This is a genomic window from Phenylobacterium sp., from assembly GCF_036402295.1.
Lineage (GTDB): Bacteria > Pseudomonadota > Alphaproteobacteria > Caulobacterales > Caulobacteraceae > Phenylobacterium.
In genome coordinates this window covers 1-20,995 of the sequence record NZ_DASWTE010000041.1, presented here as the reverse complement: position 1 = coordinate 20,995, position 20,995 = coordinate 1, and the positions used below count along the sequence as shown (strand labels likewise).

Below are 20,995 nucleotides of genomic sequence, written 5' to 3'. Positions count from 1 at the left end.
CTGAAAAGCTTGGTCAAATCCGAGGGAGCGGCCATTTTGACGCAGGAAGACTAAGAAGCAGTATCCGACCGATGGTTAAGACGTGATTGACTCTGTTTTCGAGCTCCCCGAGTGGCCCATGTTCGGGGTCGCGGAAGACGTGCGCCCGGCGCTGAAGGCCGCGCGGGACGCCGGTTCGGCCCTGGTGCTGGCCACGCTGAATTCCGTGGAAGGCGGCGGACCGCGGCCGGAGGGGACGCAGATGGTCTTCGCGCCGGGGATCGTGGCCGGCTACTTCTCGGGCGGCTGTGTGGAGGGCGACGTGGCGGGCCATGCCGCCGCCTGCCTGGCGGACGGCCAGCCGCGTACCCTGGTCTACGGGGAGGGCAGCCCCTGGCCCGACATCCGGCTGCTGTGCGGGGCGCGGATCGAGATCTTCCTGGAGCGAGTGGACGCGCACGACGCGGCGCTGACCGAGCTACTGGACGCCTGGGCTGAGCGGCGGCCGACCATCTACGTCAGCGACGGGACGGCGCGGGCCTGCGCGGCCGACCTGTCGCCGTGTCCGGAGGCCGCGGTGGTGAAAGCCTACGAGCCGACGCCGCGGCTGGTGATCGTGGGCGGCGACCCGACGGCGCTGGCCATCGCCGAGCTGGGCGTGAAGTCGGGCTTCGAGACGACACTGGTGCGGCCCAAGGGGCCGGCGACGCCGCCGCCGGTGGCGGGTCTGGCCTATCGGCGGGAGGAGCCGGCCGAGGCGCTGGCGGCGGTGGGGCTGGACCCCTGGACCGCGGTGGCGGTGGCCACCCACGACCTCGACACCGACCGCGCGGCGTTGAAGGCGGCCCTGCCGTCGGCGGCGCCCTATGTCGGGCTATTGGGCGCACGGCGTCGGCTGGCGGGGCGGCTTGCGGAACTGCAGGCGGAAGGGATGCCCGAATCCGCCATCGCCCGGCTGCATGCGCCCATCGGCCTCGACATCGGCGGCAAGTCGCCGTTCGAGGTGGCGGTGTCGGTGATCGGCGAGATCACCGCCATGCGCTACGCACGCGGCAGCGGCAGTATGTCGACCAGCTCACCCGCCGCCGCGGCCGGCGCGCCGGCTGGCCGGCAGAGCAGGGCGTCGGCGACGGCGAAGACGCTGACCAGCGAAGAGTCCTGATCGCGGTAGGGCTGGGCGGTGAGCTGGCCGTCCTCGAAGGTGAGCTTCGCCCGCATCCAGTGCTCGCGCGGGCCGTTGGCCGGCAGGGCCACGGCGAGCCGCGCCGGCTGCATCGTGGGCCCGGGCTCGGCGCCCTGGTAGGCGGCCACCATCGGCTTCAGGAACAGCTCGGCGCAGACCATCGCCGAGGCGGGGTTGCCGGGCAGCCCGAGCATGCGGCGGCCGTCGGCCAGCACGCCGAAGAAGGTGGGCTTGCCGGGGCGCACGTTGACGCTGGAGACCTTGAGCTCCAGGCCCAGCGCTTCGCCGGCGGCGCGCACCAGGTCGTGGTCGCCGACCGAGGCGCCGCCCACGGTCACCACGAGGTCGCCGTCGGCGTAGCGCAGGGCGTAGACCGTAGCCTCCAGCTCGTCCTTCACCGGCCGTGCGCGCTGCACCTCGGCGCCCCAGCCGGCGACCAGGGCCTCCAGGGCGCGGGAGCCGGAGTCGTAGATCTGGAACTGGTCGGGCGTGGCGGGCGCCTCGACGATCTCCTCGCCGGTGGAGAATAGCGCCACCTTGGGCCGACGCGTGACCGACAGCTCGGCGCGGCCGGCGGCGGCGGCCAGAGACAGCCGCCACGGGTCGATGCGGGTCCCGCGAGTGAGCAGGACCTGGCCCGCCTGGAAGTCGCCGCCCTCGGGGCGCAGGTGGTGGCCGAGCTTCGCCTCGGGGACCGTGACCGTGTCGCCCTCGTGCTTGGCGTCCTCCTGGATGACGATGCTGTCGCAGCCCGCCGGCACGGCGGCGCCGGTGAAGATCCGCACCGCCTCGCCAGGCGCCACGGTGGAGCCGTAGCCGTGGCCGGCGGCGCTCTCGCCGACGATGCGCAGGGCTCCCGGCGTGTCGGCGGCGCGGACCGCCCAGCCGTCCATCGCCGAAGCCGGGAACGGCGGCTGGTTCCGCACGGCGGCGACGTCCTCGGCGAGGACGCGCCCGATGGCGGCCTCGATGGCCACGGTCTCGGCCTCCAGCGGCGCGATCTCCGCCAGCATCCGGGCGCGGGCGTCGTCGACGGGAAGGAGCTTCATGCGATCACCCTTAGCTTGTCATCCCGGTCTTGGGCTTCGTCCCAACCGGGATGACAGCCGTTGTTTGGATGACAGCGGTGGTTACTACCGAAACGGCCGCTCCAAATCCGGCTGCGGCTCGGTGAACCAGGCGGCGCCGTCTTCGGTGACGTGGAAGTGGTCTTCCAGGCGGACGCCGAACTGGCCGGAGATGACGATCATCGGCTCGTTGGAGAAGCACATGCCGGCGGCCAGTGGGGTCTTGTCGCCGCGCACCAGATAGGGCGCCTCGTGGATCGACAGGCCGATGCCGTGGCCGGTGCGGTGCGGCAGGCCGGGCAACTCGTAGTCGGCGCTGAAGCCCTCCGAGGCCAGGACCGCCCGCGCGACCGCGTCGATCTCCTCGCAGGGCACGCCCGGCCTCACGGCGGCGAAGGCGGCGGCCTGGGCCTTCTTCTCCACCTCCCAGACCCGGCGCTGCTCCTGGGTGGGCGTGCCGAAGACGTAGGTGCGGGTGATGTCGGAGTTGTAGCCCTGGACCCGGCAGCCGGTGTCGATGAGCACGAGGTCGCCGTCCCGGAGCTGCTGCTCGCCGGGCAGGCCGTGCGGATATGCCGAGGCCTCGCCGAACTGCACGGCGCAGAACGAGGAGCCGTCGTCGGCCCCCAGCGCCCGGTGCGCCTGGTCGATGAAGCGGCGGACGGCGCCGGTGGAAATCCCGGGCGCCAGGATGCGGGCGGCGCGGCGGTGGACCTCCAGGGTCATGGCCTTGGCCTGCGACATCAGCGCAAGCTCGGCGGGCGACTTGATCGCGCGGCAGCCGTCGACGACCGGCGCGGCGTTGGCCATGGCGACGTCGGCGGCGGCCAGGCGCAGGCCGTCGAACATGAAGAAGGCGAGCGCCGGGTCGATGGCGAGGGACTTGGCGCCCCACTCGGCCAGCACCTGGGCCGCCAGCGCGTAGGGGCTCTCGTGTTCCTCCCAGAGCCGCAGCGGCGCCTCGATCCCGAGCGAGGCGTTGAGCGAGCCTTCCTCGAAGCGCGGGCAGATCATCACCGGCTGGCCTGACCTTGGCAGCAGCATGGCGACGAGGCGTTCGGTGGCGTTCCAGGCGACGCCGGCGAAGTAGCGGAGCGAGGCGCCGGCCCCGATGATCAGGGCGTCGGTGGTCATCAGCGCCTGGGCCTTGGCGAGGCGGGCGAGGCGTTCCTCGCGCGTGATGGCCGGCGCCGGGTTGGGCCAGGGGCGAAGCTCTGCCAGTTCCTGTTCCGCCGTCGATCCGCCGATCATCGCACTCACTCCGTAGGCCGCGCGAGATGCGCTCTACCCCTCCTGTGTCGTCCCGGAAAGCGCGCAGCGCTTGTCAGGGCCCCGTTGCGCCCGCCCGCTGTGAGAACGCTCGGGCCGTCGACGCTGCGGGGTCCCGGTCTTCGCTGCGCGAAACCGGGATGACACGCCGTGGGGGAGCGGTAGGAATGCGCCCATGGCAGGCAGTCAGGACTTCGCGGCGGACCCCAGGAACGCCGACCTCAAGGTCTATGTGAGCGGCGAGCTGGTCCCCAAGGACCAGGCGAAGGTGTCGGTGTTCGACGCGGGCTTCGTGCTGGGCGACGGAGTCTGGGAGGGGCTGCGGCTGCACAAGGGCCGCCTGCTGTTCCTCGAGGCGCACCTCACGCGGCTCTACAAGGGGCTCGACGACATCGCGCTGCCCATCGGCCTGACGCCTGCCGAGCTGACCGCCGAGATCGAGCGGACGCTGGCGGCCAACGGCATGGAGCACGGCGCGCATCTGCGGCTGATGGTGACCCGTGGCGAGAAGGCGGCGGTGAACCAGGACCCGCGCAACTGGCTGGGCAAGCCCACCATCGTCATCACCGCCGAATACAAGGAGCCGTCGCCAGCGATCCTGACCAAGGGCCTGGCGCTGGCCACCTCGTCGATCCTCTGCACGCCGGCCGAAATGTTCGACATGCGGCTCAATTCGCACAGCCGACTGGCGCTGATCCGGGCGCTGCTGGACGCCATCGAGAAGGGCGGCGACGAGGCGCTGATGCTGGACCCGAACGGGTTCGTCTCGAGCTGCAACGCCACCAACTTCTTCTGGGTGAAGGACGGCCGGGTGATGACCTCGACCGGCGACTACTGCTTCAACGGCGTGACCCGCGCCAACGTCATCGCGCTGTGCCGCCGGCACGGGATCCCGATCACCCTGGGTGACTTCGACCTGGGCGACGTGGCCGACGCGGACGAGGCGTTCGTCACCGGCACCTTCGGCGGGCTGACGCCGGTCTGCAGCATCGACGGCCATGCGTTGCCTGAAGCGCTGCCGGGGCCGATGACCCAGCGGCTGCGGGCGCACTACGAGGCGCTGAAGGACGAGGACGCAGGCCAGTGAGCACCGTCCGGATCGCCATGTGGTCGGGGCCGCGGAACATCTCGACAGCGATGATGCGCAGCTTCGAGAACCGGGCCGACTGCGCGGTGGTCGACGAGCCGTTCTATGCGGCCTACCTGGCGCAGACAGGCCTGGACCACCCGATGCGCGAGGAGGTGCTGGCGGCCCAGCCCCGGGACTGGCGCGCGGTGGCCGACGGGCTCGCGGTGGCCGAGGGCCTGGTGATCTACGAGAAGCACATGGCCCACCACATGCTGCCGGGATTCGGGCTGGAGTGGATCAGGGCCTGTCGCAACGCCTTCCTGATCCGTGACCCGGCCGAGGTGCTGGCGTCGTATGTGGCCAAGCGGGGCGAGGTGACGCTTGAGGACATCGGCGTGGTGCGTCAGCGCGAGATCTTCGAGCGCGAGGCCGACCGGCTGGGCAAGGCCCCGCCGGTGGTGCGCGGGGCCGACGTGACGGCCGATCCGCGCGGGACGCTGAGCGCGCTGTGCGACGCGCTGGGGATCGCCTTCGACGACGCCATGCTGAGCTGGCCTGCGGGCCCGCGCGCCAGCGACGGCGTCTGGGCGCCGGCCTGGTACGACAGCGTCTGGCGCTCGACCGGGTTCGCGACGCCCGAACGGACGGCCTATCCGCCGCTGCCCGACGCGCTGAAACGGATCGCCGAGGCGGCGCGGCCGCACTACGAAGCCCTGCTCGCGCACCGGCTTTCGTCGCGCTGAAACTTGGGTATGGTCGCGCGCCATGCGCACCGTGACCACCTCGCTTGCCGCCGCCCTGATCGCCGCCTCCGCCGCCTCGGCGCAGCCGCTCGGCGGAGAACATTCAACGTTGAAGGATATCGCCGCATCGGTCTCCGAGGCGCGGCAGCGGGCGACCATCGAGGCGCTGGTCGGCTTCGGCACCCGCCACACCCTCAGCGACACCAGGTCGGACAAGCGCGGCATCGGCGCGGCCCGCCGCTGGGTAGCCGCCAAGTTTGGTTCAACATCGAAGGATTGCGGCGGCAAGCTGACGGTGGCGACGCCCAGCCAGACCTTCACCAACAATCGCGTGCCGACGCCGACCGAGGTGATGGACGTGCTGGCGATCCAGAAGGGGACGACCGATCCCGACCGAGTGATCGTCATTTCCGGTCACCTCGACAGCCGGGTGACCGACGTCATGAACGCCACGGCCGATGCGCCCGGCGCCAACGACGACGCTTCGGGGGTCGCCGCGGTGATCGAGGCGGCGCAGGTGCTGTGCAAGCACGACTTCCCCGCCACCCTGGTGTTCGCGGCGCTGAGCGGCGAGGAACAGGGGCTGCTGGGCGGCAAGGTGCTGGCCGACTACGCGGTGGCCAACGGCTGGAAGGTCGAGGCCAACCTCAACAACGACATCGTCGGCAACACCGAGGGGATCGGCGGGGTGCGCGACAACACCCACGTGCGCGTCTTCTCCGAGGGCACGCGGACGACCGAGACGCCCGAGGAGGCGAACCGGCGGCGCTACAACGGCGGCGAGGTCGACAGCCCGTCGCGCAACCTGGCGCGGTTCATGGACGGGATCGCCGACCGCTACCTGACCAACCTCGACGTGGTGATGGTCTACCGCACCGACCGCTTCAGCCGCGGCGGAGACCAGGTGGAGATGCTGCGCGCCGGCTTCCCGGCCGTGCGGGTGACCGAGGCGGTGGAGAACTACACCCGCCAGCACCAGGACCTGCGCACCGACAAGGGCGTGAAGTACGGCGACACCATCGACGGCGTCGACTTCGCCTACCTGGCGCAGGTGACGCGGCTGAACGCGGTGACCATGGCGGCGCTGGCCTCGGCGCCGAGGCCGCCGGCGGGCGTGGAGATCGCAGGCGCGGTCAGCGCCGACACGACCGTGAAATGGACGCCCTCGCCGGACGCGGCCGCCTACCGCGTGTGGTGGCGCAGCACGACGGATCCGCAGTGGCGATACTCGCGGGTCGTCGGGACCGGCGGCGAGGCCAAGCTCACGGGTGTCAACATCGACGACTGGTTCTTCGGCGTCAGCGCCATCGGCCTGGACGGCCACGAGAGCCCGGTGGTGTTCCCGGGCGCGGCGGGAACGTTCGAGCGGGGCGGCGCGGCGAAGCCGCAATAGGAGCCCGCGGAACACGCCGAAGGACGCGGACGGCGCGGTGAACCTCGTCCGCGCGCATCCGCGTGTTTCCGCGGGCCTGATCTCGGGCCACTTCGCGGCGGAGCTTAGGCCAGGTTCGCCTTGTACAGCTTCAGCAGCTCGCCCCATGCGCGTTCGGCCTCGGCCTCGTTGTAGACGGGGCTGCCTTTCACGCACCAGCCGTGGTCGGCCGCGTAGACGTCGACCGTGGCCTTCAGTTTGTTGTCGGCGAACAGCTTCTTCAACTCGTCCTTCTCGGTGGGCCGCTGCTTGTCGTCGTTCTGGGCGGTGGCGATCAGGTAGGCGGCTTTGGTCTTCGGGATGACGAGGTGCGGGCTGGCCGCTTCGGTGGTGACCAGCGCGCCCGAGTGGAAGGTCGCCGCCGCACCCACGCGGGCCGGCCGCACGCCGGCGGTGCGCACGGTCAGCGGACCGCCCATGCAGTAGCCCTGGACGCCGACCTTCTTCGTCTTGTTGGTCTGCGGCTGGGCGTCGAGGAAGTCGATGTAGGCGGCCGCGTCGGCCTCGATCTTCTCGTTGGTCAGCAGCGCCCGCATCGGCGTGATCTTGGCGCGGTGCTCCTGGTTGGCGAAGTCGAACGCGCCGTCGAAGACCGGGGCCTTGCGCGAGCGGTAGTAGAAGTTGGGCACGAGCACGACGTAGCCTTCGCCTGCAAGCCGGCGGCCCATCTCGCGGAAGACCGGGCGCAGCGAGAGGAAGTCGCACCAGATCAGCACGCCCGGCCACGGCCCCTTGCCGGCCGGGTAGAAGAGCGCCGCGTCGGCCGCGCCATCGGCCGTCTTCACCTCCACGTCCTTCTCGACCACATCGGCCGCATAGGCGCTGGTGGCGAGGCCGCCGGCCGCGGCTGCGGACAGGAGGCCGAACGTGCGGCGCGAGACGGTGGGGTCGTGGATCAGGCCTTCATGGATGTCGTCGCACATGGGGAACCTCCCGCTCTCGGTCTTGGCAGCCTCTTCGGCCGCGTAAGCGTCGCCGGAAATGTTGCGGCGGTATTTCGGCGCCAGGCAAGCGTGGCCGACGCGGTTCCCGCCTGCTGAGTCGGTCGCTACCTTGCGGCCATGCCAATGGAGAACGACAGGACGGCGCGGGCCGAACGGCTGGGGCCCTACTTCGAGGCGCAGCTCAGGCTGGCGGGCCGGATGGCCGAGCTGACGGGCGTGGCGTTGGGCGAGGCGGCGTACCGGCACACCAACCTCAGCCGCCGCTTCGGACAAGGCGTCCCGGTGCTGACGCCGCCGACCGAGGCCTGGCTCGCCTACGCCGTGCGGCTGGAGGCGGCGTCGTCGCTGGCGGAACAGGTCGCCCTCAGCCAGGCCATGTTCCGGGCCGCGACCGACGAGGCCACGCCGCGCGCTGGGCGCTTCGGCTGCTTCGCGTTCGAAACGCCGAAGGACGGGGTCGTGAAGATCCACTTCAGCAACAGGGACACCGACGCGGCCGGCGGGCCGCTGGCTTCGGCGAAGATCGAGCGGCGGAAGGCCGAGCTCGCGGCGATGGTCCGCTCTATCGCCGCGCGTCATCCGGATGCGACCCACATCGCGGGCCGCTCCTGGCTCTACAACATCGAGGCCTATCGCCGCCTGTTCCCGCCGGACTATGTGGCCACGCGCGCGATCGCACCCGGGCCGGTCTACCTCTCGGGAACGTCCAGCTGGGGCCAGCTGATCGACAGCCGCGAGACCATCCGCGCTGACGTGCGGGACGCCCTCATGGCCAACCTCGCGCACCTCGACGCCGAGGCGCCGTGGACCGCTTTCCCGTTCCCAGTGCTGGCCGTGCAGGCGCCGGTCGGGACGTTCCTGCGCTTCTACGAAGGCTGATCAGCGGATCGCGACCGGGTTGACCACCAACTGGACGGTGCCCTGGAAGCGCGGCTGGCCGAGGACAAACAGGAACTCGGTGACGCCGTCGGCGGCGAGCGGGCCCACGTTGACGTTCTCCAGCACGTGCACGCCCTTCTTGGCGAGCAGGGTCTGGTGGACCACGAACGGGCGGTTGGGGTTCTCGAACGGGATGGCCTCCAACGCGATGGTGTCGGCGCCGATGGCCACCACGCCCTGGTCGGCGAGCCAGGTCGCCGCCTCGAGGCCCAGCCCCGGCTCGCTGGCGTTGAAGGCAGCCCGGTCGCTCGGGAACTTGGCGGCCATCCAGCCGGTATGGATCAGCACCACGTCGCCCTTGCCGACCGTCAGCTTCTGGGCCTTGAGCGCGGCCTGGATGTCGGCGACCGTGAAGGCGTGGCCGGCGGCCAGCGGCTTGCCGAAGTGCTTGGCCATGTCGATCAGAACGCCGCGGGTGACGATCGGCGGGATCGCGGCCATGTCGAGCTTCTTGAAGCCCGAGGCGGCCAACTCGTCGGCCTTCAGCCCGTTGTAGTGCCGGTGGTCGATGCCGAGATGGGCCAGGCCGTCCATCTGGGTGCCGATGCCCATGCTGGTGGTCACCTTCTCGTCGAAAGCGGTGACCTTATTCTCGCCGATCGGCGGCTGGCCGGCGGGCGGCGTGGCGATGGACTCGGCCAGGTACTTGCGGTCGCCGTAGACGGGGCTCTCCGGACCGGTGGGGATGCCGAGCGCATAGACCTTGCCGGTCTTCACCAGCGCGGCGGCCTTCTTCACGCCCTCGGGCGAGAGGTTGTTGACCGCGCCCAGGGTGTCGGCCGCGCCGTACTTCGACGGGTACCAGGTGTCCTGCGCCTGCGCCGCGCCCGCGACCAAGGCCGCGGCCAGCGCCGCGCCCATGAGCTTCCCAACCATGACGTCTCTCCCTCGCCTGTCGTTTTGCGGAGCGTGTCACGGCGCAGGCGGAGTGGCTAGGCGAGCGGCCTCTGTTCGGTGGCGGGTCGGGCGCCGATGGCGCGCGAGGTGCGGCGGTCGGCGGCGCGGATCTCGCCGAAGGTCAGGTGCGGATGCAGGCGGGCAAGCTCGCGCAGGCGGGTGATGGCGATGGGCGCATAGGCCGCCGTCACACCCACGCAATCGCCGGCGAAGTCCTGGAACGACATCTGGCGGCCGAACGTGGCCTGGACCACCTCGCTCATTCCGCCCAGCAGGATGGCGATCATCGCCACCTCGTTGGCCCGCGCCCGCGGCAGCGAGGTGAGCATGGCTAGCGTGGCGCCGTAGAACAGCACCGCGTGCGCCACGGTGTCGGGGAACGGTAGCCCCAGGTCCGCGTAGCGGAACGGCCCGGCCAGCGCGATCACCGCCGCCACGCCCGCCGCCATCCCGGCCCCGCGCAGCGTCTGCATCACTCGGTGGGGCGTGAGCCGCATGGTGGTCCTTCTGGGCCGGGAAGTCTTCTCGAGACCTGGGCCCATGGTGACCGGACGCGGTGAAATTGCGCTGAAGAGGCGTGGTTTATGCGGGTTAAACGTGTGGGTTGCGGGCGATGGCCAGGCCTCGGACCACCCCCACCGCGATCAGCGCCTGCCCCGCGAAGTAGAGGCCCCAGACGGCGAGGCCCATGGGGAAGATGTCGAGGGCCGGGCGGCCGGTGCGCAGGAAGATGAGCAGGTCGGAGACGCAGAACATCAGGGCGCCGGCGGCGACCAGGGCGCGGGGGAAGCGGCTCAGCCAGGCCGCCGCGGCCATGGCGGCGAGGCCCAGGGCGTAGAGGGCGACAAGCCCGGCGCCGGCCCGGTCGGGCGGCAGAAGATAGGCTGCGGTCGTGACGCCGACCACGATGGCGGCGGCGACCGCCCGGTCGGCGCCGGGAAGGGCGGGGCGGCGGTTCCGCAGGTAAAGGCCAATGGCGGTGAGGTGGCCGGCGAGGAAGGCCAGCGCGCCCACTACCAGGCCGTGGGTCTCGAGCAACATGTCGCCCAGCGCGCCGAAGGCCATGACGAGCGCCAGCAGCCAGCCGTTGAGGCTCTTCGCGTTCAAGGCGGCATAGACCGCCAACAGGCTCACGCCCGCGCCCTTCCAGGCGACGTCGAGCCAGTCCGGGATCGGCAGGAACCAGCCCACGACATAGCTGCTCGCGGCCAGCACGGCGGCGGCCAGCACCCAGACGGCGATACGCATCGAAACTCCCCCGAACGCCCTACGAGGAGAGATAGTCCAGGGCGCTCTTCGAGGGCACGAAGAAATAGCCGCCGCCGCGCACACGTACGACGTCGGGCAGGCCGCGGATGTGCAGCGGGCCCGCCGGCGTCGGGATGGTGAGGCGGGCCATGACCCGGTCGCCGTCCTCCTCGCGCTGGCGGCCGCGGCCGAGGACGGCGTCGACCTCGTTCTCCAGGCCATGGAACTGCGGCGCCATCATCCAGGTCTGCTGCACGAACTCGAACTGCCGCTCGAGGTCGGCGTTGAAGCATATGAACATCAGCCCGCCGTCCTCCCGCTTCTTGCCCTTGGCCGGGACGTAGCTTTCGTAGCGGCGGCCGGCGCGCAGGATGCGGTGGCGGTTGACGATGGCGAGCTGCTCCATCGAGCCGGGCTCGAAGCTCTCGCGCGGATTGGCCCGGCGGATGTGGGCGCCGAACGGGCAGCGGTGGCCGACCGGATCCTCGGCGCCCAGCAGGAAGTCGTTGTCGGGCTCGATGTGCGGATGCTCGCCCTGCCAGCCGGTGCCCGGCCGGTGCGGGTAGCGGACCAGCGAGGTGCCGTCCTTCCAGCGGCCGATCATCTTGGCGGCGATCCATTCGCGCAGCTTCGGCCGGTCGAGCGGCGGCGCGCCGACATGGTTCATCGCGGTCGCGGTGAAGGCGTCGAGGGCTTCGTCGAAGCGCCTCACGTCCTGGGCCAGCTGGCGGACCACGAGGAAGGTGCCGTTGCGGCCCAGGTCTCGGTCGAGGTTCGCGTGACTGGCGCCGAGGTCCGGCGCGTAGCCCCCCTCCGGCGGCGGGGCCACGGTGGTCAGGATGTTGGCGGGGTCTGCCTCGGACGGCAGGGTGGGCGAGAGCGGCAGGAAGCCCCGGTTGTCGGGGTAGCCCAGGATGAACTCTCCGGGCTCGACCTCGTGGATCTGGTCGCGGCTGGCCCGCCAGCGTCGGACGCCCTTGATCAGCGGCTGGGAGACGCCGTCGGCGAAGCCGAACGCCTCGTGCTCCTGGTTCTTGAGGCCGCGGCCCGACGCCTGGGCCGCGCTGTCCAGCGGGCGCAGCGCCACCCGGTGGACGAGGCGGACACCCTTGGCGGCCATCGCCTTAGCCTCGGCGGCCTTCAAGAGGGCCGGCGTCCTGGCGTAGAGCACCAGCACGGCGTCGGCGGTGTTCGTGCCCGAACCCCACAGCCACTCGGCCGGCTTGTCGTCGCCCGTGTCGGCCAGGATCTTCGAACGGACCTCGCTGGCCATGCCGTCCCGGAAGGCGAACGGGAAGCTGGCGAGGCCTGAGGCGGGCAAGCCCACCTTGGCGAGCGCCGCCGGCGCCAGGGCCAGCATGCCGACCTGCTTGGGGTCGGGCTGGTCGCCGTAGCCGACGAGCGGCTTCAGCGCCTTGAGCCAGACGCGGGCCGCGGCAGTGTCCGCGGGCGCGGCGAGCGCCAGCAGGGCCGCGTAGGGGTGGTGCTTCAGGCCGCCGAACAGCAGCGTCTGGATCTCGCGGGTCTCGAGCAGGCTCGGCGGCGGCGTGCGCGCGCCCAACTGGGCGAACCAGAGGTCGGCCTCCTCGTGGGTGGCGGCCGACGCCAGCCCCTGGCGGATCGACGCGTTGGCGCGGATGCGGGCGGTCGAGACGTGCGGATAAGCCGAGTACCAGAACGGCGTCGGCTGCTGCTGGCGCCGCGCCCAGCGCTTGAAGCGGTCGCCGTCGGTGGCGCCGTCGGCGAACAGGTTGGTGGCTTTCGGGAACCCCTGGGTGTTGCTCCAGACGCCGGTCAGGCCGTTGTGCGCCTTGGTGATGAAATCCTCGAGGTAGCTCTCCCAGCTGCCGCCGTAGTTGGAGAAGAACACCAGCCGGTCGGTGCCCGGCAGCAGCACCCAGCGGGCGAAGTGGATGGTGCCGATCTGGCCCAGGAAGCCCGGGCGGTAGTAGGCGCTGGCGACTTTGCCGATGAACCAGAAGGCGAGCCTGAGCGTGATCCGCCGCAGATGGCCGGGCTTCATCCGCGACACGCCGGTCATGTGGTTCTGCGCCGCCTTGTTCTCGTCCTGAGCGATCTCGGCCAGGACGGCATCGTCGGGCAGGCTGTTGTCGGGCAGGTCGGCGGCCTCGCGCTTGCGCAGGCCCGCGTAGATCGCGGCCGCGCCGACGAGCGTCGCCACCAGCGTGAGGAAGAGGCCCGTCAGGCCCACGAGCACGGTGAGCGCGCCCTGGCCCCAGCTGAGCCCGATGGCCAGCAGGGTCAACGCCAGCGCGGGAACGATCACCGGCCAGAGGAAGGTCAGCGCGGCCGGCACGATCAGGCTGGCCACGATGGCGGCGGTCGATTTCGCCGGCGGCGGCGCGTTCAGGCAGGGTGTCGGCTCGGGCTCGAGCAGGTGCTGCAGGTCCTTGAAGGGCTTGCCCTTGCGCACGTCGGCGCGGACCTGCGCCAGGATCTCCAGCGCGGTCCCGCGGTAGGACTTGGCGTCGAACAGGTCGCGGACGCCGCGGGCCAGCCGCCACTCCTCGCGGATGCGCTTCACGGTCATGCCCGGCGAGCCGGTGAAGTCGAGACCAGGATGGTCGAGCAGGCCCTGGCCGGTCTTCACGTGATGGGCCCGCATCACCGTGGCGAGCTCGCCCTTGATCCCCGCCGCCGCGAAGGCCGGGCCGTACCAGGGGGCGAGCGCACGGGCCAGCAGGGCGATCGTGGCGTCGGGCGGAAGGTCCGACGAGGCCTCGATCACAAGGTGCGCCGGCGCGCCAGGGTCGCCGTCGATCACGCCCGTGCTCATGAAATGGATCTTCAGGTCCTCGCGCAGGGCGACACGGACCTCGCGCTCGGCGGGATTGCCCATCTTGCGCAGTTCGGCGCGCGTGGCCGCCGTGCGGGCGGAGTCCATCGGGATCGCGATGGTGACCCAGCTGTGGCTCATGCCGGCCTCTCGAGATTGACGACCAGCCGGTCGGGGAACGGTCCGCGGAAGCGCAGGTCTGCGGGGCCATGCACGCCGCAGCGCAGCAGGGGGGCCACCAGGGCGGGGATGTTGCGTGCGTTGAGCTGGCGGCCCGAGCAGCGGTGCAGCCCGCCGCCGAAGTGCAGGTAGAGGTCGAGCGGCCGCGCGGCGTCGAGGCGGCCGGGATCGGGGAAGACGCGCGCGTCCTGCATGGCCGCCAGCGTCAGCGCCCAGACGCGGGTCCCGGCCGGGATCACAGTTCCAGCGAAGGGGACGTCGGCTCCCGCCTCGCGCAGCACCAGCGGATTGTGCGCGCGGCGCCTGAGCGCCTCCATGCACCAGCCCAGCAGGCGGCGGGGGTCGTCGACGTCGGCGGTCATGGCGGCCAGGAGGGCCGGGTCGGCGACGGCCTCGGTGACGATGTTGGCTACCGCCGTGGCCGTGGTGTCGATGGCGCCCACCAGCAGGCCGGCGGTGATCCAGGGGACTTCCTCTGCCCGGAGCGTCTTCGCCTTCACCTGCGCCTGCAGCCGGTCGATCAGGTCGCCGCGCGGGGTGGGTTTGCCGCCGCGCCGGGCCACCTCGTCGGCGATCCAGGTGAAGATCTCGGCGCCGGCGGCGCGGCCCGCGGCCTGCACCTTCGGCTCGCCGTTCAGGTTCAGGAAGGTCTCGTGGAACACCGCCCGCGCGGCGCGTGTGAGGTCCGCCTCACTCGGGCCGCGGACCCCGAAGACGTCGGCGGCGGCGCGGGCGGCGACCGGCCGGGCGTAGCCGTCGACCACGTCGATCCGGCCGAACCGGCGCGCGGACGCCTCGGCCAGGCGCTCGGCCTCGGCGGCGGCCAGCGCCGTGGCGGCTGCGATGCCGGCGCCATCCAGGGCAGAGTAGAGCGCCTCGCGCTGGGCATGCAGCCTGTGGCCGGCGTCCATGCCCAGGATGAAGGGGCCCATCACGCCCTCGATCCGCTTGGCGTTGACTGGGGCGATCAGGAAGTCGCCGTCGCGGCGCAGCACCTCCTGCACGTCGTCGAAGCGCGGCACGAAGGCGTTCTTGCCCAGCTTCAGCACCCGTGGCCCCGCGGCGGCCAAGAGGCGCATGCCGCCACGGATCACCTTCGGCGTGACGAGCCGCTGGATCAGCTTCGGCCGGTCGGCGGGGGCCTTGCCGTGGTCGCGTGCCGGGGGCCGGTGCTCGTAGACCCGCTGCGCCAGCTTGCCGGCGGGGGTGGCGCGCAGCCGCTCGACCTGGGCGCGGAACGGCTCGGGCAGCTCCTCGACAAGGGGGATCGAGGCCGGGTGGCCGTCGGGCAGGATCACGGGACTCGCCAGCACCGCGAAGACCACGTCGCGGATGCTCGGCGCGTGCCCGCCGAGGTACGCTTCGCGGCCGAGTGCGGCCTGCACCTCGGCGAACACGTCGTCGATCGCGGCCGCCGCGTCGGTGATGTCGAACTCGTCGAGCTCCAGGCCGCGCCGCATCAGCGCTTCCCAGCCGGGGTAGCCCAGCCGGACCACCACGACGTCGGCCCAGGGCACGCCCGCGCTCGCCCGTGGGGCCAGGACGCGCGGGTGGGGCAGCATGCTGGCGTAGAAGGTCTTCACCGCCGGGCCGAACAGCTCGGCGCCCAGCTTCCAGGCGAACTCGCGGTCGCCGACCTGCGGGAACAACGTCTCGTGCGGGGCCAGCCGGTCCTCGATGGCGGCCAGCGACGGCAGGAGCCCGCCCATCGGCCCCTCGGGGAAGAGGATCAGCGGCAGTTCGACCGGTTGCTTGCGGCGGAGCGAGGCGAAGGCGTGGAGGCCGGCGGCGCGCGGGACGAACTCGTGCGGGCGATTGCGGCTCTCCAGCAGCCACCGCGCAAGCTCGACCGGCGGCGCCATCGGCGGCCCGATCAGCTTCGTTCTCGGACGTTCCCCCAGCCCCATGCGCGCCCCCAGACCGGTTGCAACGCCCTCCCCGCTCTATTCTTAGCTGCAGTCGCTCCGTCGAGGGAAGGGGGAAGCGCTACGGAGGCGAGGAACGCCGTCAGTCGAAGCCGTTCAGTTGACACCAAACGTCCACCGGATCGCGGGTCGAGCGCCACCGGTTGATGGGGTGGTCGGGGTCGCGGTAGCCCAGCGCCATGCCTGAGAAGAGCATGTGGTCGTCCGAGAGACCCACGGCGCGTGCGACCGTCTCAGGGTAGCGGGCCCAATACTCCTGCGGGCAGGTGTCGAGCCCGCGCTCGGCGGCCAGCAGCATGACGTTCTGCATGTACATGCCCACGTCGGCCCACTGCGGCGGGCCCAGCTTGCGGTCCAGGCAGAAGAAGATCCCCACCGGCGCGCCGAACAGCTCGCCGTTCTTGGCGAGCTGGCGCAGGCGGGCCGGCTTGTCCTCGCGCGGGATGCCGATCGACTCGTAGAGTTGCTCGCCGTTCTGGTAGCGCCGGCTGCGGAACGGGTCCCAGAGGTTGGGCGGATAGACGTCGTACTGCGGCGTCTCGCCGAAGGGGTTGGCGGCGATCGCCGCCTTCAGGTCGGCCAACGGGGCGCCCGTCAGGGCGTAGACCCGCCAGGGCTGGAGATTCCCGCCCGAGGGGGCGCGGGCGGCGCGCTCCAGGATCTCGGCGACCAGTTCCTTCGGGACCGGCCGATCCTGGAAGGCGCGGACGGAGATGCGGTGTTCGATCGCGTCGGAGACGTTCATGCGTTGACCTCGGACATACGAATCGCGCCCAAGATCGCACTCACGAGTGCGATCGTGATTCTTGAAGATAAGAGAGCCGCCTTCCCGTTCGGGAAGGCTAGGCATCTGTTCGTAGGGTGAAGGCAAGCGGACTGTGGCGAAGAAGGGTGGCGGTTTCTGGGGGCTGGTCCGGGCGGTCTTCGTGGCCAGCCTGATCGTCCTCTTCATCGGCCCGGTGATCGTCGTCGCGGTCTACCGCTTCGTCCCGCCGCCGGTGACCTACCTGATGGTGCAGCGCGTGTTCGAAGGGCGCGGCTTCGACCGGCGCTGGGTACCGATGAAGAAGATCTCGCCCGCCCTTGTGCGGGCGGTCATCGCCGCCGAGGACGCGCGGTTCTGCGAGCACAAGGGCTTCGACTTCGAGGCGATCGAGAAGGCCATGGCCGCCAATGCGGCGGGCAAAAAGCTGCGCGGCGGCTCCACCATCAGCCAGCAGACGGCGAAGAACGTGTTCCTGTGGCCGGGCCGCGACTGGGTGCGCAAGGGCCTGGAGGCCTGGTTCACCGTCCTCATCGAAGTGGGCTGGGGCAAGGAACGGATCATGGAGGTCTATCTGAACTCCATCGAGTGGGGCCCCGGCGTCTACGGCGCGGAAGCCGCCGCCCAACGGAACTTCAAGGTCCCGGCCAGCAGGCTCACCGCCGCCCAGGCCGCCCGGCTCGCGGCCATCGTGCCCAAGCCGCTGTCGTGGAAGGCGGCCAGGCCCGGCCCGTACATGAAGCGCCGCGCCGGCAGCATCAACCGCAACGCCAAGGCCGTCCGTCGCGAGGGCCTGACCTCTTGTGTGCTGTAGCGATGGTGGGTTCGGCGGTAACCGGCCCTTAGCCAGCGTGGGCTTAGCGTTCGCCCAAGAGGAACGGACATGCACAAGCTCACGCTCATCGCCGCCGCCGCCATCGCCGCCATCATCCTGGCGCCGCGGATGAGTTCGGCCGAGCACATCGACCCGCCGTCGAAGGCCTTCGTCCAGTAGGACGACGCGACGGACGCCGAGATCGTTCAATATCGAACGATCTTGCGCGGCTCGACACGACCCCGGGTGAGCGGGGAACGCCACAGCGACATGCGGGTTATGGGCGCCGGACATACCGGAGGAGCCCTGACCATGAACGTCAGTGAAGTCATGACCGCCCAGGTCGCCACCGCGACGCCGCGCACTACCGTGGCCGAGATCGCCCGCACCATGGCCAGCGTCGAGAGCGGCGCCGTGCCCGTGATGGACGACGGGCGGGTGGTTGGCCTGATCACCGACCGGGACATCGTCCTGCGGGTGGTCGCCGAGGGGAAGGGCCTGGACACGCCGGTCTCGGAGGTGATGACCGAGGGCGTCGAGACCTGCCGCGAGGACGACAACGTCGCCGAGGCCACGGCCAAGATGGGGTCGAAACAGATCCGCCGCCTCGTCGTGCTGAACGAGCAGGGCAAGATGGCCGGCATCTTGTCGCTGGGCGACGTGGCCGTGGACTACGGCGCGAAGGCTGTCGGCAAGACGCTGGGCGAGATCAGCGAGAACACGCCGGCGGCGCACTAGGGTCGCCACATCCGGGCGAGGGCGCTAGGCTCCCGCCATGGGCGAGTGCTTCGAAGATGGGCCGGACCGCGGCCGTATCCTGGTGTCGGGCGACGACACCGGCGGCCGCTGGTCGTTGATGGAGTACGAGGTCGCCGCCCGGGCGGCAGAAGAGCCGTTGGCCTACGGGCCGCACCTCCACCGTGAGATCGAAGAGACCTTCATCGTCCAGGCGGGCCGCCTGCGGTTCCTGCTGGGCGAGGAGGTGCGCGACCTTGGCCCGGGCGACCGGGTATGCGTCTCGCCGGGCGTGCGCCACGGCTTCGCCAATGTTTCCGGCGCGCCGGTGAAGTTGCTGGTCAGCTTTCACCCCGGCGGCTTCGAGCAGCTCTTCGTACGACACCGGACCGACCAGGACCCGCCGCCGGCGGCGGATGGTTTCCTGCTCGAGGCGACCCGCGACTGGGCGTCGGAGTTCGAGCCGCGCTGAATTCCACGGCGGCGGAGGCGATGTTGACGCCGGAGTCCCTTGACCCCGCAACGGCGTTCCTCCAAAGGCCGCCGCGAACGCAATAACCGACCCTGGGAGATCCCCTCATGCGCGTTGGCGTGCCTCGTGAGATCAAGCCGGACGAATATCGGGTCGGGCTGCCGCCCACTGCGGTGCGGGAGTATGTGAGCCACGGGCACGAGGTTCTGGTCGAAGCCGGCGCCGGCGTGGGCGCGGGCTACGCCGACCAGGCCTATGTGCGGGCCGGCGCGAAGATCGTCCCGGACGCCGAGGCGGTGTTCTCGGGCGCCCAGATGATCGTGAAGGTGAAGGAGCCGCAGCCCGCCGAGTGGGCGCGGCTGACCAAGGACCACATCCTCTTCACCTACCTGCACCTGGCGCCCGATCCGGAACAGGCCGAGGGCCTCCTGAAGTCGGGCTGCGCGGGCATCGCCTACGAGACCGTGACGGACGCGCAGGGCGGCCTGCCCCTGCTGGCGCCGATGTCCGAGGTGGCGGGCCGCATCGCCGTCTTCTCCGCCGGCGAGACGCTCTTGAAGCACAACGGCGGCATGGGCCTGCTGATCGGCGGCGTGCCGGGCGTGCCGCCGGCGCGGGTGCTGGTGCTGGGCGGCGGCGTGGTGGGCATGAACTCGGCCCGCATGGCCGCGGGCCTGGGCGCCGAGGTGGTGATCGTCGAGCGCTCGATTCCGCGCATGCGCGAGCTGGACAACATGTTCCAGGGCCGGGTGTTGACCCGCTACTCCACCCAGGACGCGGTGGACGAGGAGGTGCTGAAGGCGGATGTGATCATCGGCGCGGTGCTGACCGCCGGCGCCTCGGCGCCGAAGCTGGTGAAGAAGGCACACCTCCCCAAGATGAAGCCGGGTTCCGTGCTGGTGGACGTGTCCATCGACCAGGGTGGCTGCTTCGAGACCAGCCGGCCGACGACGCACATGGAGCCGACCTACACGGTGGACGGCGTGGTGCACTACTGCGTCGCCAACATGCCGGGCGCGGCGCCGCGGACCTCCTCGGAAGCCCTGGTGCATGCCACGCTCCCCTTCGGTCTCCAGCTTGCCGACCAGGGCCTGGATGCGCTGAAGAAGAACGTCCACCTGGCCAAGGGCCTGAACGTCCTGGCGGGCGAGGTCACCCATCCCGCCGTCGCCGAGGCGCTCGGCAAGCCGTTCAAGGATCCCTACGGGGCGTGGAAGTAGAGTTCCTCTCCTGCGGGGAAGGAACTAACCGATCTCCGCTACGCCCGCGTGACCGTCCTCGTCCCCCCAGGCGACGCGCTTGGCGTCGGGGCTGAGGGCGAGGGCGGTGATGGGGCTGCCCTTCTCCGACTTGATGGGGACCAGCCGCTCGCCGGTGACGTCGGCGGCCCAGACGCGGCCGTCGTCGAGGCCGGCGGCGAGCCAGGTCTTGTCGGGCGCGGCGGCGATGCGGGTGGTGAGCGCGCTCTCGTCCCAGCCGATCTCGGCCGCCTGCTTGCCCATCGGCCCGGTGGCGCCGGCGAACGGCCAGCAGACCGCGCCGTTGGCGCCCGAGGTGGCCATCAGGGCGCCCTTCGACAGGAAGGCTAGGCTCTTCACCTTCGAGGGATAGCCGCCCATCCGCATGTTCTTCTCGTCGGCGACGCGCCACCCGTGCAGCTGGTTCTCCTGCATGGCGCTGACCAGGAACTTGCCGTCGGGGCTCCAGCAGACGGTCACGTGGCTGCCGGCCCACTTGAGTGTCACCGGCTTCTGGTCGGCGATGCGGGCGTACCAGAGCGAGACCCCGCCGTAGGTGGCGACCGCGATGCGGCGGCCCTTGGGGTCGAAGGCCAGGTCCGCCACCGACTTCTCGTGCGTGAAGACGCGGGCGAAGGCCGGGTCGGCGGGATCGCGCACGTGCAACTCGCGGCCGGCGGCGAAGGCGATCAGCTTCGAGTCGGGGCTCGCCGCCACCGCGTCGATCCAGCGGCCGGGGACCCTGGCGAGTTCCGTAGCCCCCGCGGGGGTCGACAGCACCACGCGCCCATCGTCCCCGCCGGTCAGGACCCCGTCGCCCGTGGCCGGCAGGCAGGCCGAGAGCACCGCGCCGTCGTGGGCCTCGACCTGTTCGCCGCCTTCGAAGCGCACCGATCCGTCGCCCAGGGCGAAGCTTGCGCGGCCCGCGCGGTCGAACAAGGCGGCGGTCACATAGGCGTCGAAGTCGAAATTCATGCCGGGTCCTGTAGTGCGACCGCCCGTCGCGGGGCAAGCGCCGGGCGTTCTCCTCGTTCGAACGCCGTTCAGCGCTTTCACGCTTTACAAGGGCTTGGCGGCTTGCCAATGGTCGCCGCGAGAGGCCCGGTCTGCGCGGGCTCTAGGGTAAGGAACCAGGACGTATGGGCGCAAAGGTTGGCGGAGGGGGCGGCTCTAAGTTCGACCTCGGCCAGAACTCGGACATGAACGTGACCCCCTTCGTGGACGTCATGCTCGTGCTCCTCATCATCTTCATGGTGTCGATCCCGGCCGCGACCGTGTCGATCAAGCTCGACCTGCCGCCC

The 20,995-nt window shown here is 71.0% G+C and carries 19 protein-coding genes and 1 pseudogene; 10 read left to right on the top strand and 10 right to left on the bottom strand.

The window, feature by feature from the left end; all coding sequences use genetic code 11:
- Positions 1–118: 118 nt before the first annotated feature.
- Positions 119–997, top strand: a pseudogene (locus tag VGD44_RS02530) (XdhC family protein); the annotation flags it as partial.
- Positions 998–1,020: 23 nt separating this feature from the next.
- Here VGD44_RS02530 and glp read toward each other — a convergent pair.
- The gene (gene glp, locus VGD44_RS02525) at positions 1,021–2,211 is read right to left on the bottom strand and encodes a gephyrin-like molybdotransferase Glp (protein ID WP_331083544.1); all 1,191 of its coding nucleotides are present in this window, start codon (positions 2,209–2,211) and stop codon (positions 1,021–1,023) included.
- Between the two features lie 84 nt (positions 2,212–2,295).
- Positions 2,296–3,480, bottom strand: coding sequence for a Xaa-Pro peptidase family protein (locus tag VGD44_RS02520; RefSeq protein ID WP_331083542.1), 1,185 nt, complete (start codon positions 3,478–3,480; stop codon positions 2,296–2,298).
- A 193-nt stretch (positions 3,481–3,673) separates the two neighbouring features.
- Between VGD44_RS02520 and VGD44_RS02515 the strand changes: the two genes are divergently transcribed.
- Genes VGD44_RS02515 through VGD44_RS02505 form a run of 3 tightly spaced genes read left to right on the top strand, consistent with a single transcriptional unit; the run spans position 3,674 to position 6,703 of the window.
- Positions 3,674–4,585 (top strand): aminotransferase class IV, encoded by a 912-nt coding sequence (locus VGD44_RS02515; RefSeq protein WP_331083540.1) that lies wholly within the window; start codon positions 3,674–3,676, stop codon positions 4,583–4,585.
- Positions 4,582–5,310 (top strand): hypothetical protein, encoded by a 729-nt coding sequence (locus VGD44_RS02510; protein ID WP_331083537.1) that lies wholly within the window; start codon positions 4,582–4,584, stop codon positions 5,308–5,310. Before VGD44_RS02515 ends, VGD44_RS02510 begins: the two co-directional genes overlap by 4 nt.
- 22 nt (positions 5,311–5,332) lie before the next feature.
- Positions 5,333–6,703, top strand: a complete 1,371-nt coding sequence (locus VGD44_RS02505) for a M20/M25/M40 family metallo-hydrolase (RefSeq protein WP_331083535.1) — start codon at positions 5,333–5,335, stop codon at positions 6,701–6,703.
- A 104-nt stretch (positions 6,704–6,807) separates the two neighbouring features.
- Here the strand turns inward: VGD44_RS02505 and VGD44_RS02500 are convergent, their stop codons facing one another.
- Entirely contained in the window at positions 6,808–7,665 is an 858-nt protein-coding gene (locus VGD44_RS02500) for a dienelactone hydrolase family protein (RefSeq protein WP_331083533.1), read from the bottom strand.
- 144 nt (positions 7,666–7,809) lie between these two features.
- On the opposite strand from VGD44_RS02500, the gene VGD44_RS02495 reads away from it, so the two are divergent.
- Positions 7,810–8,565, top strand: coding sequence for a hypothetical protein (locus VGD44_RS02495; RefSeq protein WP_331083531.1), 756 nt, complete (start codon positions 7,810–7,812; stop codon positions 8,563–8,565).
- Here VGD44_RS02495 and VGD44_RS02490 read toward each other — a convergent pair whose 3' ends face one another.
- The 6 genes from VGD44_RS02490 to VGD44_RS02465 form a co-directional block, all read right to left on the bottom strand.
- Entirely contained in the window at positions 8,566–9,501 is a 936-nt protein-coding gene (locus VGD44_RS02490) for a cyclase family protein (protein WP_331083529.1), read from the bottom strand.
- A 56-nt stretch (positions 9,502–9,557) separates the two neighbouring features.
- Positions 9,558–10,019 (bottom strand): hypothetical protein, encoded by a 462-nt coding sequence (locus tag VGD44_RS02485; protein ID WP_331083527.1) that lies wholly within the window; start codon positions 10,017–10,019, stop codon positions 9,558–9,560.
- A gap of 94 nt (positions 10,020–10,113) precedes the next feature.
- Entirely contained in the window at positions 10,114–10,770 is a 657-nt protein-coding gene (locus VGD44_RS02480) for a lysoplasmalogenase family protein (protein WP_331083525.1), read from the bottom strand.
- Positions 10,771–10,789: 19 nt separating this feature from the next.
- Positions 10,790–13,708 (bottom strand): hypothetical protein, encoded by a 2,919-nt coding sequence (locus VGD44_RS02475; protein ID WP_331083523.1) that lies wholly within the window; start codon positions 13,706–13,708, stop codon positions 10,790–10,792.
- The gene (locus VGD44_RS02470) at positions 13,705–15,654 is read right to left on the bottom strand and encodes a cytochrome P450 (protein ID WP_331083521.1); all 1,950 of its coding nucleotides are present in this window, start codon (positions 15,652–15,654) and stop codon (positions 13,705–13,707) included. Before VGD44_RS02470 ends, VGD44_RS02475 begins: the two co-directional genes overlap by 4 nt.
- A gap of 100 nt (positions 15,655–15,754) precedes the next feature.
- Positions 15,755–16,417: a nitroreductase gene (locus tag VGD44_RS02465; protein WP_331083519.1), complete on the bottom strand. Its 663-nt coding sequence runs from the start codon at positions 16,415–16,417 to the stop codon at positions 15,755–15,757.
- A gap of 133 nt (positions 16,418–16,550) precedes the next feature.
- On the opposite strand from VGD44_RS02465, the gene mtgA reads away from it, so the two are divergent.
- The 4 genes from mtgA to ald all read left to right on the top strand — a co-directional run bounded on the left by mtgA (position 16,551) and on the right by ald (position 19,676).
- Positions 16,551–17,249: a monofunctional biosynthetic peptidoglycan transglycosylase gene (mtgA, locus tag VGD44_RS02460; protein WP_331083517.1), complete on the top strand. Its 699-nt coding sequence runs from the start codon at positions 16,551–16,553 to the stop codon at positions 17,247–17,249.
- 312 nt (positions 17,250–17,561) lie between these two features.
- Positions 17,562–17,987 (top strand): CBS domain-containing protein, encoded by a 426-nt coding sequence (locus tag VGD44_RS02455; protein WP_331083515.1) that lies wholly within the window; start codon positions 17,562–17,564, stop codon positions 17,985–17,987.
- 37 nt (positions 17,988–18,024) lie between these two features.
- Positions 18,025–18,456, top strand: coding sequence for a cupin domain-containing protein (locus VGD44_RS02450; RefSeq protein WP_331083513.1), 432 nt, complete (start codon positions 18,025–18,027; stop codon positions 18,454–18,456).
- A 107-nt stretch (positions 18,457–18,563) separates the two neighbouring features.
- On the top strand, positions 18,564–19,676 hold the full coding sequence (gene ald / locus VGD44_RS02445) for an alanine dehydrogenase (RefSeq protein WP_331083511.1): 1,113 nt from the start codon (positions 18,564–18,566) through the stop codon (positions 19,674–19,676).
- Positions 19,677–19,700: 24 nt separating this feature from the next.
- Here ald and VGD44_RS02440 read toward each other — a convergent pair whose 3' ends face one another.
- Positions 19,701–20,669 (bottom strand): WD40 repeat domain-containing protein, encoded by a 969-nt coding sequence (locus VGD44_RS02440; RefSeq protein ID WP_331083509.1) that lies wholly within the window; start codon positions 20,667–20,669, stop codon positions 19,701–19,703.
- 164 nt (positions 20,670–20,833) lie between these two features.
- Here VGD44_RS02440 and VGD44_RS02435 point away from each other — a divergent pair.
- Positions 20,834–20,995: biopolymer transporter ExbD (locus VGD44_RS02435; RefSeq protein WP_331083640.1), on the top strand; the 162-nt coding region annotated here is incomplete at its 3' end.

What these genes read in the sequence shown, in the direction of transcription:
- glp (WP_331083544.1), bottom strand. Translation starts at nt 2,211, where the DNA reads ATGAAGCTCCTTCCCGTCGACGACGCCCGCGCCCGGATGCTGGCGGAG.
- VGD44_RS02520 (WP_331083542.1), bottom strand. Translation starts at nt 3,480, where the DNA reads ATGATCGGCGGATCGACGGCGGAACAGGAACTGGCAGAGCTTCGCCCC.
- VGD44_RS02515 (WP_331083540.1), top strand. Translation starts at nt 3,674, where the DNA reads ATGGCAGGCAGTCAGGACTTCGCGGCGGACCCCAGGAACGCCGACCTC.
- VGD44_RS02505 (WP_331083535.1), top strand. Translation starts at nt 5,333, where the DNA reads ATGCGCACCGTGACCACCTCGCTTGCCGCCGCCCTGATCGCCGCCTCC.
- VGD44_RS02500 (WP_331083533.1), bottom strand. Translation starts at nt 7,665, where the DNA reads ATGTGCGACGACATCCATGAAGGCCTGATCCACGACCCCACCGTCTCG.
- VGD44_RS02495 (WP_331083531.1), top strand. Translation starts at nt 7,810, where the DNA reads ATGGAGAACGACAGGACGGCGCGGGCCGAACGGCTGGGGCCCTACTTC.
- VGD44_RS02490 (WP_331083529.1), bottom strand. Translation starts at nt 9,501, where the DNA reads ATGGTTGGGAAGCTCATGGGCGCGGCGCTGGCCGCGGCCTTGGTCGCG.
- VGD44_RS02485 (WP_331083527.1), bottom strand. Translation starts at nt 10,019, where the DNA reads ATGCGGCTCACGCCCCACCGAGTGATGCAGACGCTGCGCGGGGCCGGG.
- VGD44_RS02480 (WP_331083525.1), bottom strand. Translation starts at nt 10,770, where the DNA reads ATGCGTATCGCCGTCTGGGTGCTGGCCGCCGCCGTGCTGGCCGCGAGC.
- VGD44_RS02475 (WP_331083523.1), bottom strand. Translation starts at nt 13,708, where the DNA reads ATGAGCCACAGCTGGGTCACCATCGCGATCCCGATGGACTCCGCCCGC.
- VGD44_RS02470 (WP_331083521.1), bottom strand. Translation starts at nt 15,654, where the DNA reads ATGGGGCTGGGGGAACGTCCGAGAACGAAGCTGATCGGGCCGCCGATG.
- VGD44_RS02465 (WP_331083519.1), bottom strand. Translation starts at nt 16,417, where the DNA reads ATGAACGTCTCCGACGCGATCGAACACCGCATCTCCGTCCGCGCCTTC.
- VGD44_RS02455 (WP_331083515.1), top strand. Translation starts at nt 17,562, where the DNA reads ATGAACGTCAGTGAAGTCATGACCGCCCAGGTCGCCACCGCGACGCCG.
- VGD44_RS02450 (WP_331083513.1), top strand. Translation starts at nt 18,025, where the DNA reads ATGGGCGAGTGCTTCGAAGATGGGCCGGACCGCGGCCGTATCCTGGTG.
- ald (WP_331083511.1), top strand. Translation starts at nt 18,564, where the DNA reads ATGCGCGTTGGCGTGCCTCGTGAGATCAAGCCGGACGAATATCGGGTC.
- VGD44_RS02440 (WP_331083509.1), bottom strand. Translation starts at nt 20,669, where the DNA reads ATGAATTTCGACTTCGACGCCTATGTGACCGCCGCCTTGTTCGACCGC.